At 31.2% G+C, this 14,371-nt stretch carries 14 protein-coding genes; 8 read left to right on the plus strand and 6 right to left on the minus strand.

What is annotated here, in order from left to right; genetic code table 11:
* Nucleotides 1-73 precede the first annotated feature (73 nt).
* Genes ATE90_RS13195 through glmS form a run of 3 tightly spaced genes read left to right on the plus strand, consistent with a single transcriptional unit; the run spans nucleotide 74 to nucleotide 4,347 of the window.
* The gene (locus ATE90_RS13195; protein ID WP_036784765.1) at nucleotides 74-883 is read left to right on the plus strand and encodes a glycogen/starch synthase; all 810 of its coding nucleotides are present in this window, start codon (nucleotides 74-76) and stop codon (nucleotides 881-883) included.
* A gap of 12 nt (nucleotides 884-895) precedes the next feature.
* Entirely contained in the window at nucleotides 896-2,476 is a 1,581-nt protein-coding gene (locus ATE90_RS13200) for a DUF4270 family protein (RefSeq protein WP_101451543.1), read from the plus strand.
* 14 nt (nucleotides 2,477-2,490) lie between these two features.
* On the plus strand, nucleotides 2,491-4,347 hold the full coding sequence (glmS, locus tag ATE90_RS13205; protein WP_101451488.1) for a glutamine--fructose-6-phosphate transaminase (isomerizing): 1,857 nt from the start codon (nucleotides 2,491-2,493) through the stop codon (nucleotides 4,345-4,347).
* Nucleotides 4,348-4,713: 366 nt separating this feature from the next.
* Here glmS and ATE90_RS13210 read toward each other — a convergent pair whose 3' ends face one another.
* The 3 genes from ATE90_RS13210 to ATE90_RS13220 form a co-directional block, all read right to left on the minus strand.
* On the minus strand, nucleotides 4,714-5,445 hold the full coding sequence (locus ATE90_RS13210; RefSeq protein WP_036784768.1) for an energy transducer TonB: 732 nt from the start codon (nucleotides 5,443-5,445) through the stop codon (nucleotides 4,714-4,716).
* 149 nt (nucleotides 5,446-5,594) lie between these two features.
* Nucleotides 5,595-6,200, minus strand: a complete 606-nt coding sequence (locus ATE90_RS13215; RefSeq protein WP_036784770.1) for an NAD(P)/FAD-dependent oxidoreductase — start codon at nucleotides 6,198-6,200, stop codon at nucleotides 5,595-5,597.
* A 1-nt stretch (nucleotide 6,201) separates the two neighbouring features.
* Nucleotides 6,202-6,786: a MarC family protein gene (locus ATE90_RS13220; RefSeq protein WP_036784771.1), complete on the minus strand. Its 585-nt coding sequence runs from the start codon at nucleotides 6,784-6,786 to the stop codon at nucleotides 6,202-6,204.
* 89 nt (nucleotides 6,787-6,875) lie between these two features.
* Here ATE90_RS13220 and ATE90_RS13225 point away from each other — a divergent pair, with 89 nt between their 5' ends.
* From ATE90_RS13225 to ATE90_RS13235, 3 genes are all read left to right on the plus strand, one after another.
* The gene (locus ATE90_RS13225; RefSeq protein ID WP_036784774.1) at nucleotides 6,876-7,445 is read left to right on the plus strand and encodes a DUF3109 family protein; all 570 of its coding nucleotides are present in this window, start codon (nucleotides 6,876-6,878) and stop codon (nucleotides 7,443-7,445) included.
* A gap of 156 nt (nucleotides 7,446-7,601) precedes the next feature.
* Nucleotides 7,602-8,348 (plus strand): deoxyribose-phosphate aldolase, encoded by a 747-nt coding sequence (gene deoC, locus ATE90_RS13230; protein WP_101451489.1) that lies wholly within the window; start codon nucleotides 7,602-7,604, stop codon nucleotides 8,346-8,348.
* A 6-nt stretch (nucleotides 8,349-8,354) separates the two neighbouring features.
* Nucleotides 8,355-8,927: an acyltransferase gene (locus tag ATE90_RS13235; RefSeq protein WP_101451490.1), complete on the plus strand. Its 573-nt coding sequence runs from the start codon at nucleotides 8,355-8,357 to the stop codon at nucleotides 8,925-8,927.
* Between the two features lie 105 nt (nucleotides 8,928-9,032).
* On the opposite strand, the gene ATE90_RS13240 is transcribed toward ATE90_RS13235, so the two are convergent.
* Nucleotides 9,033-10,073, minus strand: a complete 1,041-nt coding sequence (locus tag ATE90_RS13240; protein ID WP_101451491.1) for an aldo/keto reductase — start codon at nucleotides 10,071-10,073, stop codon at nucleotides 9,033-9,035.
* 114 nt (nucleotides 10,074-10,187) lie between these two features.
* On the minus strand, nucleotides 10,188-11,375 hold the full coding sequence (locus tag ATE90_RS13245) for a phosphoglycerate kinase (protein ID WP_036784784.1): 1,188 nt from the start codon (nucleotides 11,373-11,375) through the stop codon (nucleotides 10,188-10,190).
* Nucleotides 11,376-11,483: 108 nt separating this feature from the next.
* Between ATE90_RS13245 and ATE90_RS13250 the strand changes: the two genes are divergently transcribed.
* Entirely contained in the window at nucleotides 11,484-12,626 is a 1,143-nt protein-coding gene (locus ATE90_RS13250; protein ID WP_036784786.1) for a DNA polymerase III subunit, read from the plus strand.
* Here the strand turns inward: ATE90_RS13250 and ATE90_RS13255 are convergent.
* Nucleotides 12,623-13,213: a riboflavin synthase gene (locus ATE90_RS13255; protein ID WP_036784788.1), complete on the minus strand. Its 591-nt coding sequence runs from the start codon at nucleotides 13,211-13,213 to the stop codon at nucleotides 12,623-12,625. The two genes, ATE90_RS13250 and ATE90_RS13255, sit on opposite strands and share 4 nt — an antisense overlap.
* A 58-nt stretch (nucleotides 13,214-13,271) precedes the next feature.
* Between ATE90_RS13255 and pdxA the strand changes: the two genes are divergently transcribed.
* Nucleotides 13,272-14,312 (plus strand): 4-hydroxythreonine-4-phosphate dehydrogenase PdxA, encoded by a 1,041-nt coding sequence (pdxA, locus tag ATE90_RS13260; protein ID WP_036784791.1) that lies wholly within the window; start codon nucleotides 13,272-13,274, stop codon nucleotides 14,310-14,312.
* Nucleotides 14,313-14,371: the final 59 nt, after the last annotated feature.

Here is a 14,371-nt window from a genome sequence, read left to right on the forward strand (position 1 = left end):
AAACTTACCATTTTAACACGATATTAGCATAATAATTTGTACTTTTGCGCTTCTCACAAAAGAGTTTGATTTAATGAAGGACAAGAGAATTTTATTTGTATCGTCTGAAGTGGTTCCGTATTTACCCGAAACAGAACTGTCTTCCACAGCTTTTAATTCAGCTAAAAACGCACATTCTAAAGGAGTTCAGACACGAATTTTTATGCCAAGATATGGTGTGATTAATGAGCGAAGACATCAATTACATGAAGTAATACGTTTATCTGGAATGAATCTCGTTGTAAATGACTTAGATATGCCATTAATAATTAAAGTTGCCTCTATTCCAAAAGAACGAATGCAGGTTTATTTTATTGATAATGAAGAGTATTTTAAAAGAAAAGCCGTTTTTACGGATGAAGATGATGAGTTATTTTCAGATAACGATGAGCGTGCAATTTTCTTTGCAAAAGGTGTTGTAGAAACTGTAAAAAAGTTAAACTGGGCTCCAGATATTATTCATGTTCATGGATGGATGGCCTCTTTATTACCTCTATATTTAAGAGAGTTTTACAAGGAAGAACCATTATTTAAGGAGAGTAAAATTGTTACTTCACTATATAATAGCGGTTTTGAGGGGGAATTAAATTCAGATTTAGCAGTGAAAGTTAAGTTTGATTTATCTGAAAATGACAAGATATCGACTATAGAGACACCTACCCATACTAATATTTTAAAAAGTGCAATAGAAAATTCTGATGCAATTATTCACGGGAGTGAAATAATTTCAGAAGAATTAAGTTCCTTTATTGAAGAAAAAGGAATGCCTGTTTTAGAATATGAATCAGAGAATTTAAAAGAATCTTATTTGAATTTTTACGCTGATTTACTATCAGCTAATTAATTGTTTTTTAAAGTGATAAAAATTATTAAAAAGAGTGTTTATATAGGTGTTTTGTTGTCATTTTTTTCAGCAATCATATCATGTGAAGAGGACTTTACAGACATTGGATCGAATGTTATTAGTAATACAAAGTTTAACACAAGCGCATATTCTGTAGAGATTAAAGCAGAAAATAGTCTAGTTGAATATGTATTGTCAGACAATATTACGAGAGAACCAAGCGAATATTTACTGGGAGTACATGCAAGCTCAGAGTATGAAAAAATAGAAGCATCTGTGGTTTCCCAGATAGCGATAAGAAACGGATTACAAGTAGTAGATGATGAAAATATTTATGGTCTCGATACTGTTGTTGTCACTACAATAGATACTGTTTTCGTAAAGTTACCGTATACTGCTACTTTAGATGAAAATACATCCTCAGGTCCAAATTACACCTTAAATTCTATTATCGGAGATCAATCAAAAGCATTTACTTTTAATGCATATGAAACAAGTACTTACCTAAGCAGACTAAATCCTGCAGATCCATCAAAATTAAATTCATACAGTTCGAACGATGTTTTTGACAAGAAAGGAACTGAGTTAAATGATCCAATTAATTATCAATTTAAACCTAATAAAAACGACACAGTAATCGTTGTAAAAAGAAGGTTAAGTAGTAATGTATTGTATTCAAAAGACACTATAAAATATGTAACTTCTACTGCATCTGGAGTGCCTTTGCCATTTGCTGTGATTCCGTTAAATGAAGATAAGTTTAAAGAAATATTTTTAGATAAATATGAATTATCAGAATTTGAGTCTCAAGATGCATTTAATGATTATTTTAGAGGAGTAATTCTAGAAGCAAAAGGAGATGAAGGGTCTTTAATTTCTTTTAATTTTAGTAATACTGTTCCATCATTAAATCCTTCTATTGAAGTTTACTACACCAATACAGTATTGACTAAAGGTCAGGTTATCGATACAATTCAAAAAAACGATTCATTTTTATTTTCAGGAGTAAGATCTGCTATTTATAAAATGGAAGAGAAAGTATATCCAGTAAACAATCAAATAAAACTACAAGGAGCTGCAGGTAGTGAGGTTTCAATAGATCTTTTCGGAGAGGATGCTGATAGTAACGGTATTGCAGATAAAATTGAAGAATTGAGAAATAATAATTGGTTAATTAATGATGCGTCTTTAACGTTTTATATTAATCAATCAGTTGATACAACAGCAATTCCTAGTAGACTCTACATGTATAGAATTGTTACAGATTCAAGTTCTCCAACAGGTTTCAGTCAAATAAAAGATACGTATAGTGAAACTACTTTTGGTGGTAACTTAGAAAGAGACGATAATGGAAGAGCAGAGAAATATACTTTTAGAATTACAGATTATATTTCAGATGTAATTAGCGGTGAGGATGATATTTTACCGATATTAAAATTAAAAGTACATAATAGTAGTGATGATCCGCTTTCTAGTACTGTTTTTGAAAATTATAACTGGAATCCAAAAGCTGTTACTTTGTTGAATCATGAGGTCATTAATGGAGATAAAAGAGCGGTACTTAAAATTTCATACTCAGAGAAAAAGAATTAAAAAAAAGAATTGTTATGTGTGGTATATCAGCATATATAGGTTTTAGAGAAGCATATCCAATAGTCATAAATGGTTTAAAAAGATTAGAATACAGAGGTTATGACAGTACTGGAATAATGATCTTCGATGGAGAGGAAATGCAACTTTCTAAAACTAAAGGAAAAGTATCCGATTTAGAACTTATAACGGATAATGATGAAGTAAGAAAAAAAGGAAATATTGGAATGGGTCATACGCGTTGGGCAACTCATGGAGTGCCTAATGATGTAAATTCTCATCCACATTTTTCACAATCTGGAGACTTGGTTATTGTACACAATGGAATTATAGAAAACTATGATACCATTAAAAAAGAATTAATTAATAGAGGTTACATTTTTAAAAGTGATACAGATACAGAGGTCCTTGTTAGCTTAATTGAAGAAGTAAAAAAGAGAGAAAACTGTAAACTGGGACAAGCGGTGCAATTGGCTTTAAATACTGTAATAGGTGCGTATGCAATTACGGTTTTTGATAGAACAAAACCAGATGAAATAGTGGTTGCACGTTTGGGAAGCCCTATTGCAATTGGAGTAGGGGAAGATAATAAGGAATTTTTTATAGCCTCAGATGCTTCACCATTTATAGAATATACAAAGAATGCTATTTATTTAGAAGATGAAGAAATGGCAATCATTAAAATAGGTAAAAAAGTAAAAGTTCATAAAATTCATGATGATTCTAAGGTAGACCCTATTATTCAAAAGCTTCAAATGAATTTAGAGCAAATTGAAAAAGGGGGGTATGATCACTTTATGTTAAAGGAAATTCATGAGCAACCTAAGGCAATTACAGATACGTTTAGAGGAAGATTGTTAGCTGATAAAAATATGATTAAGATGTCTAGTATAGACGATAATCTTGATAGATTTTTAAATGCAAACAGAATTATTATTATTGCTTGTGGTACTTCCTGGCATGCAGGTTTGGTTGCAGAGTATCTTATTGAAGATATGGCAAGAATTCCGGTTGAGGTTGAGTATGCATCAGAGTTTAGATATAGAAATCCAATAATCACGGATAAGGATATAGTAATTGCTATTTCACAATCAGGAGAAACTGCAGACACACTGGCAGCTATTAAATTAGCAAAATCTAAAGGTGCTTTTGTTTATGGAGTTTGTAACGTTGTAGGTTCTTCGATTGCAAGAGAAACGCATTCAGGAGCTTACACACATGCAGGACCAGAAATTGGAGTAGCTTCAACAAAAGCATTTACAACACAAATAACAGTGTTAACTTTAATTGCATTAAAATTAGGAAAAGCAAACAACTCTTTAACAGATGATGCTTTTAATAATTATCTGCATAAAATGCAATTAATACCAAAGCAGGTTCAAGAACTATTAAAAATAGATGAGCATGTAAAATCGATTGCAGCGGTTTATAAAGACGCTACAAATTGTTTGTATTTAGGTAGAGGTTTTAATTTTCCAGTTGCTTTGGAAGGCGCTTTAAAGTTAAAAGAGATTTCTTATATTCATGCAGAAGGGTATCCTGCAGCAGAAATGAAACATGGACCAATTGCTTTGATTGATGAAAACATGCCAACTTTTGTAATTGCTACAAAAAAGGGTCATTATGAAAAAGTTGTAAGTAATATTCAAGAAATAAAGGCTAGATCAGGAAAAATTATTGCGATAGTTACAAAAGGAGATACACAGGTTAGAGAAATTGCAGATCATGTAATTGAAATCCCTGAAACAGAAGAGGCATTAACACCGTTATTAACTACAATTCCATTTCAGTTATTATCTTATCATATTGCTGTAATGTTAGGTAAGAACGTAGATCAACCTAGAAATTTAGCAAAGTCAGTGACAGTAGAGTAAACTCATAGTAGCTTTAATTGAAAATATAGGAGAGGTGATTTTTACGTGTATCGTAGAAATCACCTCTCTCTTGTTTTGGGTTCTTCCGGTATCAAAGAAACAAGAAGAAAAGCATGAAGTCATAAAAGATACGAGAATGTATTGTTTTACAGTCCATGTTATACATGACTGTTTATGTTTTGACGTTTTTATACCATAACGGATATAGAGTTTTTCTTTACAACAATTTTTGGAGTACTTTATAAAATGAACACAAAGATGGCTTCACTAAAAAATTATAATTGCGACTTATTATACAGATTAGTGAAAATTATAATGACCATTTTGATCTAATTAAAAATCCAGCTTAAAAGCTGGATTTTTTTATTACCTAACTTCAAATGTTATCGGTATACTATAACTTACGCCTACTGGATTTCCTCTTTGTTTACCTGGTTTCATTTGTGGTAAAGAACCAATAACTTTAGCCACTTCTTTCTCTAAAACAGGGTGAGGTCCTCTTGATCTTACATTGATGACCTTTCCGGTTTTACTAATTGTAAAAACTACAAATAATCTTTTTTTACCCGGTAGCAGGCCTAATTCAGTAGCTAAATCTAAATTAAATTGTCTCCCAAAGTGTCCTGTTACTTTTTTAGTAAAACAAGCTTTAAGTTCTTTGTTATTTCCTTTGCATCCAGGAAAAACAGGTACGTCTTCAATTAAAATAAAAGGAATGTCTTCGATAAACTCTTCTGCTTCTTCAACTTCTTCAATATCCTCAGTATTTACAACAATAGCCTCACCTTCATCAGTTTCTGTAGATTCTATAATGGTTTCTTCTATTTTTAAATCGTCTTCGACAATTTTGATTTTCTCTATTGTAGGGGGAGGTGTATTTTGTTTTGGAGGTTCTACTTTTTGAATTTCAATAATTGGAATTTCTTCCTTCATTTCATCAACCATATGTACGATGCCTAAGTGTGATGAATTATTTTTTTCAAATGTTTTATGCTCCATTGACACGTAAGTGATAAATAGCGAAAGTACTAAACCTATTTGCATAAAAATTTTACTATAATTTTCTAACTGTTGTTTTGGGTTTTTTTTAATTTGCATCTTTTAACTCTTTAATGTTTCTAAAAAATATAAAACGACTATTATTAATAACAGTCTATTGTTAAATGAATGGAATTAAACCAATAAAAACAGAGTCACTTAACAGATATAAAATTAGACAGTAAAAGAGAATTAAAACATGATTTTCCTCATACTTTATCATGCACTTTTGTTGGTGTATGATCGTTCCAAAGAGTAAGGATATCTGTGGCTACAGAAGCACCACTTCCTGCAGCAATTGCAAATTGACTTCGTAAACCAGCGATTGTACCGCAGCAATACAACCCTTTTTGTATGAGATGATTTTCATTATTTAATTGAATTCTATCTTTTTCTGGGTTTGCTTTTTTGTGAGGAATAATATATTTGTTTAAACCATTTATAGAAAAGGGTTTTGAGTAGTTTAATGCAATGACTATAATTTTCGATTGATAGCTGTTCTTAGTTGTTTCTATAGTATAAATGCCATCAATTTTTCTTATTGACAAAACTTTTTCGTTATTAATATGAGAAACATGAGGATATAAAGTTGTTAATTGCTCTTTACCTTCAGTTAAAATATCTTTTCCTAATGTTTTTGGAGCCAGACCTAAAACATTATTAAACAAGGCATTTTCTAAATGAGAAGCTCTTTGGTGCATTATAATTCCTATTTTTTTATGAGCAGCAAAATGCTTGTTTTTTGCAGAGCCTAAAATGAGTGCACACTGCATTCCGGAAACTCCTCCGCCAATTATTAATGCATCAAAAATCATTTTATATAAATAGCATTTTTATGTTTTGAGTAAAAAGTTTTACAGAGATAGCTAAGAGAATTACGCCAAAAATTTTACGAATTATCTGAATTCCTGAAGGACCAATTAAACGTTCTATTTTAGACGATGTTTTTAAAACGATGTATAAGAAAATTACATTTAAAATTACAGCTACAATAATGTTTTCTATGGCAAATTCTGCCCTTAAAGAAAGTAACGTTGTTAAACTTCCTGGACCCGCAATTAAAGGAAAAGCTAGAGGGAATACGGTGGCAGTTATGGAGGAAGAATTACCATCTTCCTTATATAAAGTAATGCCTAAAATCATTTCTAAAGCGATAAAAAATAAAATAAAAGCACCAGCAACAGCAAAAGAATTTACATCAATTCCAATTAAACCTAATAAGCTTTGACCAAGAAACAAGAATACAATCATAATGAAACCTGCAATAAGTGATGCTTTTTCAGACTGTATATGTCCTGATTTTTTTCGTAAATCAATAATAATAGGAATGTTACCAATGATATCTATAACAGCAAATAATACCATAAATGCAGTTATAATTTCTTTTAGGTTAAATTTCATAATCTATAAGTTTAATTTATTGCAAAATTAGAAAACTTACTTTATGAATTTGTAAAAAAATAAAAAAAAATAATCATATTTTTGTTCGCATGTTTCAACTAGGGAAAACAATCGTTTCAGAAGATATTATCGAAAAAGATTTCGTGTGTAATTTAGCCGCCTGCAAAGGTGCTTGTTGTGTAAATGGTGACGCTGGAGCTCCATTAGAAAAAGAAGAAGCTAAAATATTAGAAGAAATTTATCCAAAAGTAAAACCTTTTTTAAGAAAAGAGGGAATTGAGGTTATTGAAAAAGAAGGAGCTTGGGTTACAAGTGAATGGGGAGAATTAGAAACACCTTTGATTAATGGGGCAGATTGTGCTTATGTAATTTTTGATGAAAAGAATACAGCCTTGTGCGCTATCGAAGAAGCGTATAATCAAGGAGAAATTGATTGGAAGAAGCCAGTTTCTTGCCATTTATATCCAATAAGAGTTAAAGATTATAGTGAGTTTTCTGCAGTAAATTATGATAAATGGGAAATTTGTGATGATGCTTGTTCTTTAGGCAAAGAATTTCAAGTGCCAGTGTACAAGTTTGTAAAACAAGCTTTAGTTAGAAAGTTTGGGCAAAATTGGTATGATGAATTAGAAAAAGTGGCGGAAAAACATTTAAAATAAAGTACCTATATAGCAAAATTTTCTAGAATGTTATACAAGGATTACAAAGTAAAAAACTAGCAAAGGTTAGATATAAATTGCCTTTTTCTTTCTGGGTAGATTAAAATTTAAACCCAACTTTATGCTGGTTTTTTTTTATTACGTATTTTTGGTAGTATGAAAATTAATCAATTCTTAGATGCTACTTATTTAAAGACAGCAACTCAAGCAAGTATTACAGAAGAAGAGAATCAACAAAAAGTAGTTGATTTAATAAATGAAGCCATTTTGTACAATTATAAATTAGTAATGATTCGTTCAAAATATATTTCATTAGCAAAAAAAATGTTTTTAGAATCAAAAGCTGACTTTTTAATAGGAACTGTAATCGATTTTCCGGAAGGGAACTCATCTACTGAAATTAAATTAAAAGAAGCCCAAAAAGCGATTGATTTAGGTGCAGATGAATTGGATTTTGTTGTCAATTATACCGCTTTTAAAGAAGGTAAAATTGCGATGATAAAAGAGCAAGTTTTAAAAGCGACTAAACTTTGTATTGAAAACAATAAAGTTGCAAAATGGATCATAGAAGTAGCTGCCTTGACGAGAGAAGAAATTATTGTAATTTCAGAACTAATAAAGGAGGTTGTTCTTGAAAATTTTGATGAAGCTGCTGTTAAAAAAGTGTTTGTTAAATCATCAACAGGATTTTTTAAAACTCAAGACAACACGCCAAATGGTGCTACTTTTGAAACTATGAAACTAATTTCTGAAAATGCAAAACCATTGCAAATAAAGGCTGCAGGAGGCGTGAGGGATTATGGAACGGCATTAAAAATGATTTCTATAGGAGTTGATAGAATAGGAACTTCATCATCTAAAGAGATTTGTACTAAAGAGAAAATTCACAAGACAGGATATTAATACTTTATGGATTATTTTGCACACGAAACGGCAGTTATAGATGATAATTGTACTATAGGGAAAGGGACAAAAATTTGGCATTTTAGTCATATTATGTCTAATTGTAGTATTGGCGAATCTTGTAATCTCGGTCAAAACGTTGTGGTTTCTCCTGAAGTTATTTTAGGTAAAAATGTAAAAGTGCAAAACAACGTTTCTATTTATACGGGTGTTATTTGTGAAGATGATGTTTTTTTAGGGCCTTCCATGGTTTTTACAAATGTTATAAATCCAAGAAGTGCTATTATTAGAAAAAATGAATATTTAAAAACAATTGTAAAAAAAGGAGCGAGTATTGGCGCAAATGCAACCATTGTTTGTGGTAATGATATTGGCGAATTTGCTTTTATTGGAGCGGGAGCAGTTGTGACAAAAGAAATTTTACCATATGCATTGGTGGTTGGGAATCCATCAAAACAAATAGGCTGGGTGGGGGAGTTTGGCCATAGATTAGAATTTAATAAACAGGGTTTTGCAACGTGTAAAGAAAGTGGGCAAGAGTATCAATTGAAGGATAATAGTGTTATAAAAGTAAAGTGAAAATAGATTAAAAGTGTTTTAAACTCATTCGAATTATAAAGCTACAAAACCAGATACTGTCAATTAATAGTATCTGGTTTTCTACTTTATTTAAAGTGTCTTTTTTTAAGGTGCAGGATTCGGAATTGCTGCATGAACAGCTTCAATTTCTTTTAAAGTTTCATCAGATAATTCAACATAAATAGAATTGATATTCTCTTTTAATTGACTCATTTTTGTAGCGCCAATGATATTACTGGTTACAAATGGTAGCTGATTTATATAAGCTAAAGATAATTCAGTAAGTGTTAAATTATTCTTTTTAGCAATTTCTAAATATTTTAGAACCGCAGCTTCTGAGCCTTTATTTCTGTATCTAGCAATAAACCTGGGGAACAAAGTTCCTCTTGCGCCTTCAGGTAAATTTCCATCTATATACTTCCCTGATAAAACACCTTGTGCTAAAGGTGAATAAGCTAATAAACCTATGTTTTCTCTCATTGAAACTTCAGACATGCCAACTTCATATCCTCTGTGAATTAAAGAATATGAATTCTGAATGGTTACAGGTTTTGGTAAATTATATTGTTCTGAGGCTTGTAAATATTTCATAGTTCCCCATGGAGTTTCGTTCGACAAACCGATATATTTTATCTTGCCTTGTTTTATAAAATCACTTAAAGTTTCTAAAATTTCTAAATGATTTTCTGCTTCTTTACTAGCTGTTTTATAAGGATAATCTCTAACTCCAAAACAGTTTACTCCTCTAGAAGGCCAGTGCAATTGATATAAATCCATATAATCTATTTGTAAACGTTTTAGGCTATTTTCAATTGCTTCAGTAATGCCTTTTTTACTAAAGCCATTTTTTCTAATATGTGCTGTATAATCACCGCCTCCAGCAATTTTTGAAGCCAAAACTACTTTATCTCTATTTCCTGTTTTTTTTAGCCAATTACCGATAATTCTTTCAGTATCGCCATACGTTTCTGCATTTGCGGGTACAGGATATAATTCGGCGGCATCTATAAAATTTACACCTTTTTCTAAAGCATAATCCATTTGTTCATGTGCTTCTGCTTCTGTATTTTGGTTTCCCCAAGTCATGGTTCCTAAACAAATTTTAGAAACTTTTGTCTCTGTGTTTGGTAACGTTGTATATTTCATTTTGATGTTTAATTTTTTTAGAATAACAAAAATAAGGCTTATTTAACACTAATTATAGGCATAAAAAAAAGTTCTCATTTTTGAGAACTTTTTTAACATATGTTTTAAGCGTTTTTATTTCAAAATTGCTTCAATTCCTGGTAAAGATTTACCCTCTAACATTTCTAGCATTGCTCCACCACCCGTAGAAACATAACTTACTTTGTCTGCAAAACCAAATTGTTTCACAGCTGCAACAGAATCTCCACCACCAACTAAAGAAAATGCTCCATTTTTAGTTGCTTTATCAATTGAATGACCAAGTGCAATCGTACCTGCAGCAAAAGAGTCCATTTCAAAAACACCTAAAGGGCCGTTCCATAAAATAGTTTTACATTGGTTTGCAATTATATCAAAAATTTCTCTAGATTTTGGTCCAGCATCAACTCCTTCCCAGCCATCTGGTATTTTGTTAATATCACAAACTTGCGTATTTGCATCATTGCTAAAATCATCAGCAGCAACAACATCAACAGGAATGTGAATTTGAACATTTTTAGCTTTTGCTTGTTTTAAAATGTCAAGTGCTAACTCCATTTTGTCATCTTCACAAATTGAGTTACCAATTTTTCCGCCTTGTGCTTTTATAAATGTAAAACTCATTCCACCACCAATAATCAAGTGATCTACTTTATCTAAAATATTTTCAATTACCGTAATTTTTGAAGACACTTTTGCCCCTCCTAGAATTGCTAAAACTGGTTTTTCTGAATTATTTAATACTTTATCTATACTTTCAATTTCTCTCGCTAATAAGTTTCCAAAGCATTTATTATCTCCAAAAAATTGTGCAATAATTGTGGTTGATGCATGCGCTCTGTGTGCAGTTCCGAAGGCATCGTTTACATAAATATCTCCTAGTTTAGACAATTTTTCTGCAAAAGCAACATCTCCTTTTTTCTCTTCATCGTAAAAACGAAGATTTTCTAGTAATAAAATTTCTCCATTTTCTAAATTAGCAACAGCTTCTTCAGCTTTTTCACCGATACAATCTTCAACAAACTTTACGTTAACACCTAAAATTTCTTTTACTTTGGCAACAATATGTTTCAAAGAAAACTCTTCTTGCTTGCCTTTTGGACGACCTAAATGTGACATTAAAACGCAGCTTCCTCCATCTTCTAAAACTTTTATAATGGTAGATTTAGCAGCTTCAATTCTAGTAGCATCTGTAACTTCGAATTGATTATTTAAAGGCACATTAAAATCTACACGGATAATTGCTTTTTTATTTTGGAAATTAAAATCTTTTAGTGTTTTCATTTTTGTTGATGTATTTTTAACAAAAATACTTTTTTATTTACGGTTACTAAAATTGAAAACTCAAAAATTAAGATAACGTTTGCGTAAATTTATCTGTTATATTTGCATATGCTTTTCAACCAAATTATAGGTCAAGAACACATTAAGAAACATTTGCAAAAGTCTGCTGAGAATGGCAGAGTTCCCCATGCACAGCTGTTTGTAGGCAAAGAAGGTTGTGGTTCGCTGCCAATGGCAATTGCCTATGCACAATTTTTATTGTGTAATTTTTCTGAAGATGCAGGAGCATGTAATATAAAATGCAACAAACTCCAACATCCAGATTTACATTTTGCATTTCCTGTAACTACAAACGATTCGGTAAAAAAACATGCTGTAAGTGATTTGTTTTTAGAAGATTGGCGAGATTTTATTGCAACACAACCTTACGGTAGCTTATTTAATTGGTTACAACATATAGGTGTAGAAAATAAGCAAGGTTTAATTGGAGTTGACGAATCTGAAGCTGTTGTTAAAAAGTTAAAGCTTAAAAGTTATGAAGGTGGCTTTAAAGTAATGATAATTTGGATGGCAGAAAAAATGAATATTGCTGCTGCCAACAAATTATTAAAATTGATTGAAGAACCACCACAAAAAACTGTTTTTTTATTGATTACAGAAAATGAAGAACAGATTATAAACACTATTAGATCGCGCTGCCAAGCATTGCATTTTCCTGCTTTGAGTGAACAAGATATCGCAAATGCTTTGATTTTAAAGAATCAAGTTGCGGACAACCAAGCGACAAAAATTGCACATCAAGCAGAAGGAAATTATAACAAAGCATTGCATTTATTACAAAATGATTCTTCCGATTTAGTTTTTGAAGAATGGTTTATTGCCTGGATAAGAACTGCTTTTAGGGCTAAAGGAAATGCTTCAGTGGTGCAGCAACTAATTTCTTGGTCTGATACCATTGCAAAAACGGGAAGAGAAACCCAAAAACGTTTTTTAGACTATTGTTTACAATTCTTTAGACAAGCACTATTGATGAACTACAAGTCTGATCAGTTGGTTTTTATGGAATCAAAATCAGGTTTTGATTTGTCTAAATTTGCGCCTTTTGTGCATTCAGGAAATATTCTAGAAATAGAAAAAGAATTAAATGATGCCATGTATCATATTGAAAGAAATGGGAATGCAAAGATTATTTTATTAGATCTTTCTATGAAACTTACCCGTTTTTTGCATAAAAAGGAAGAGAAGCTTTAGTTGTTATAAGCAGCTAAGCGCGCAACATATTTTCCAATAACATCAAACTCTAAATTTACAATCTCACCAATTTCTAAAGTTTTAAAAGTAGTGTGTTCTTTTGTATAGGGAATAATAGCGACACTAAATTCATCATTCTTAGAATTCACTACAGTTAAACTAACTCCATTTACAGTAATAGAACCTTTTTCTATAGTGATGTTGTTTTTATCAGAATTGTATTGAAAAGTATACATTGTACTTCCGCTTTCATCCTTGATATTTTTACAAATTCCTGTTTCATCAACATGCCCTTGCACAATATGCCCATCTAATCGGTCACCCATTTTCATGGCACGCTCTAGATTTATAATATGAGTATTTTTTAGTCTTCCAATATTTGTTTTGTCTAAAGTTTCTTTAATTGCGGTTACGGTATATTCATCATTATCAATAGCAACAACCGTTAAACAAACTCCATTATGAGCGATACTTTGATCCACTTTTAGTTCATTCGTAATATCACTTTGTATTGTTAAATGAACATTTTCTTGCTCTTTTACAATATTTTTTACGACTCCTAGTGTTTCTATAATTCCTGTAAACATATCCCTAAAATTTGGTTACTTTTGTACACATCAAAAATACTAATATTACAAGAGTTATATGGAAAAATATGATAAAATAATCGTTGGAATTTCAATAGGAGATTTAAATGGTATTGGAATTGAAGTAATTTTAAAAACATTCCAAGATAAAAGAATGTTAGATTTTTGTACACCTGTTCTTTTTGGGGCAACAAAAGTGATTTCATACCATAAAAAAGCTTTAGGTATAGAAACTCCTGTTCATGGAATTACATCGATGTCTCAACTAAACCATTCTAAAATAAATGTTTTAAACATTTGGAAAGAAGAAGTTGCAATAGAACTTGGTAAAACCACTCAATTTTCTGGGGATTACGCAGCGAGGTCTTTAGCATCTGCGGTAAAACATTTAAAAGAAAATAAGATAGATGTTTTAGTAACAGCACCAATCAATAAAGAAAACATACAATCTGACACCTTTAATTTTCCTGGTCATACGGAGTATTTAGAAGCTAATTTAGAAGGCAAGAGTTTAATGATTTTAATGACTGATGCATTGCGAATTGGACTAATTACAGGTCATATTCCAATCGCTAAAGTAGCCGAAGCCATTACTCCAGAGTTAATTAAAAGTAAGGTGGAAACAATGCATGAATCTTTGGTTAAAGATTTTGGAATTAGTAAACCAAAAATTGCTGTTTTATCGTTAAATCCACATTGTGGAGATAAAGGTGTAATAGGTAAAGAAGATGATGAAATCATAAAACCAACTATTTCAGAAATTAAAGAAACAGGTAAATTAGTTTTTGGACCTTATGCTGCAGATGGTTTTTTTGGTTCTGAAACTTACAAGCAATTTGATGGTGTCTTAGCCACGTATCATGATCAAGGTTTAGCTCCCTTTAAAGCATTGTCTTTTGGCAAAGGAGTTAACTTTACAGCAGGTTTAAGTCATATTCGAACCTCACCAGATCATGGAACCGGTTATGAAATAGCGGGAAAAAATTTAGCAAATCCATCATCATTTACAGAAGCTTTGTTTACTGCAATTCAAGTTTTTAAAACTAGAAATGAGTATTTAGAGCTCACTAAAACTCCTTTAGATTTAAAAAAGAGGTAAAGATTGTTTTTTTTTGATATAAAATATTGCAGAAATACATTTTTTTGTATCTTTGCCGG

Source organism: Polaribacter sp. Hel1_33_96 (assembly GCF_002846595.1).
In the GTDB taxonomy this organism is placed as follows: Bacteria; Bacteroidota; Bacteroidia; order Flavobacteriales; family Flavobacteriaceae; genus Polaribacter.

Bases quoted from the DNA above. Each gene is read 5' to 3' on its own strand.
- ATE90_RS13210 (WP_036784768.1), bottom strand. From the start codon at position 5,445: ATGCAAATTAAAAAAAACCCAAAACAACAGTTAGAAAATTATAGTAAA.
- ATE90_RS13195 (WP_036784765.1), top strand. From the start codon at position 74: ATGAAGGACAAGAGAATTTTATTTGTATCGTCTGAAGTGGTTCCGTAT.
- ATE90_RS13255 (WP_036784788.1), bottom strand. From the start codon at position 13,213: ATGTTTACAGGAATTATAGAAACACTAGGAGTCGTAAAAAATATTGTA.
- pdxA (WP_036784791.1), top strand. From the start codon at position 13,272: ATGGAAAAATATGATAAAATAATCGTTGGAATTTCAATAGGAGATTTA.
- ATE90_RS13225 (WP_036784774.1), top strand. From the start codon at position 6,876: ATGTTTCAACTAGGGAAAACAATCGTTTCAGAAGATATTATCGAAAAA.
- ATE90_RS13245 (WP_036784784.1), bottom strand. From the start codon at position 11,375: ATGAAAACACTAAAAGATTTTAATTTCCAAAATAAAAAAGCAATTATC.
- ATE90_RS13250 (WP_036784786.1), top strand. From the start codon at position 11,484: ATGCTTTTCAACCAAATTATAGGTCAAGAACACATTAAGAAACATTTG.
- ATE90_RS13235 (WP_101451490.1), top strand. From the start codon at position 8,355: ATGGATTATTTTGCACACGAAACGGCAGTTATAGATGATAATTGTACT.
- deoC (WP_101451489.1), top strand. From the start codon at position 7,602: ATGAAAATTAATCAATTCTTAGATGCTACTTATTTAAAGACAGCAACT.
- ATE90_RS13220 (WP_036784771.1), bottom strand. From the start codon at position 6,786: ATGAAATTTAACCTAAAAGAAATTATAACTGCATTTATGGTATTATTT.
- ATE90_RS13215 (WP_036784770.1), bottom strand. From the start codon at position 6,200: ATGATTTTTGATGCATTAATAATTGGCGGAGGAGTTTCCGGAATGCAG.
- glmS (WP_101451488.1), top strand. From the start codon at position 2,491: ATGTGTGGTATATCAGCATATATAGGTTTTAGAGAAGCATATCCAATA.
- ATE90_RS13240 (WP_101451491.1), bottom strand. From the start codon at position 10,073: ATGAAATATACAACGTTACCAAACACAGAGACAAAAGTTTCTAAAATT.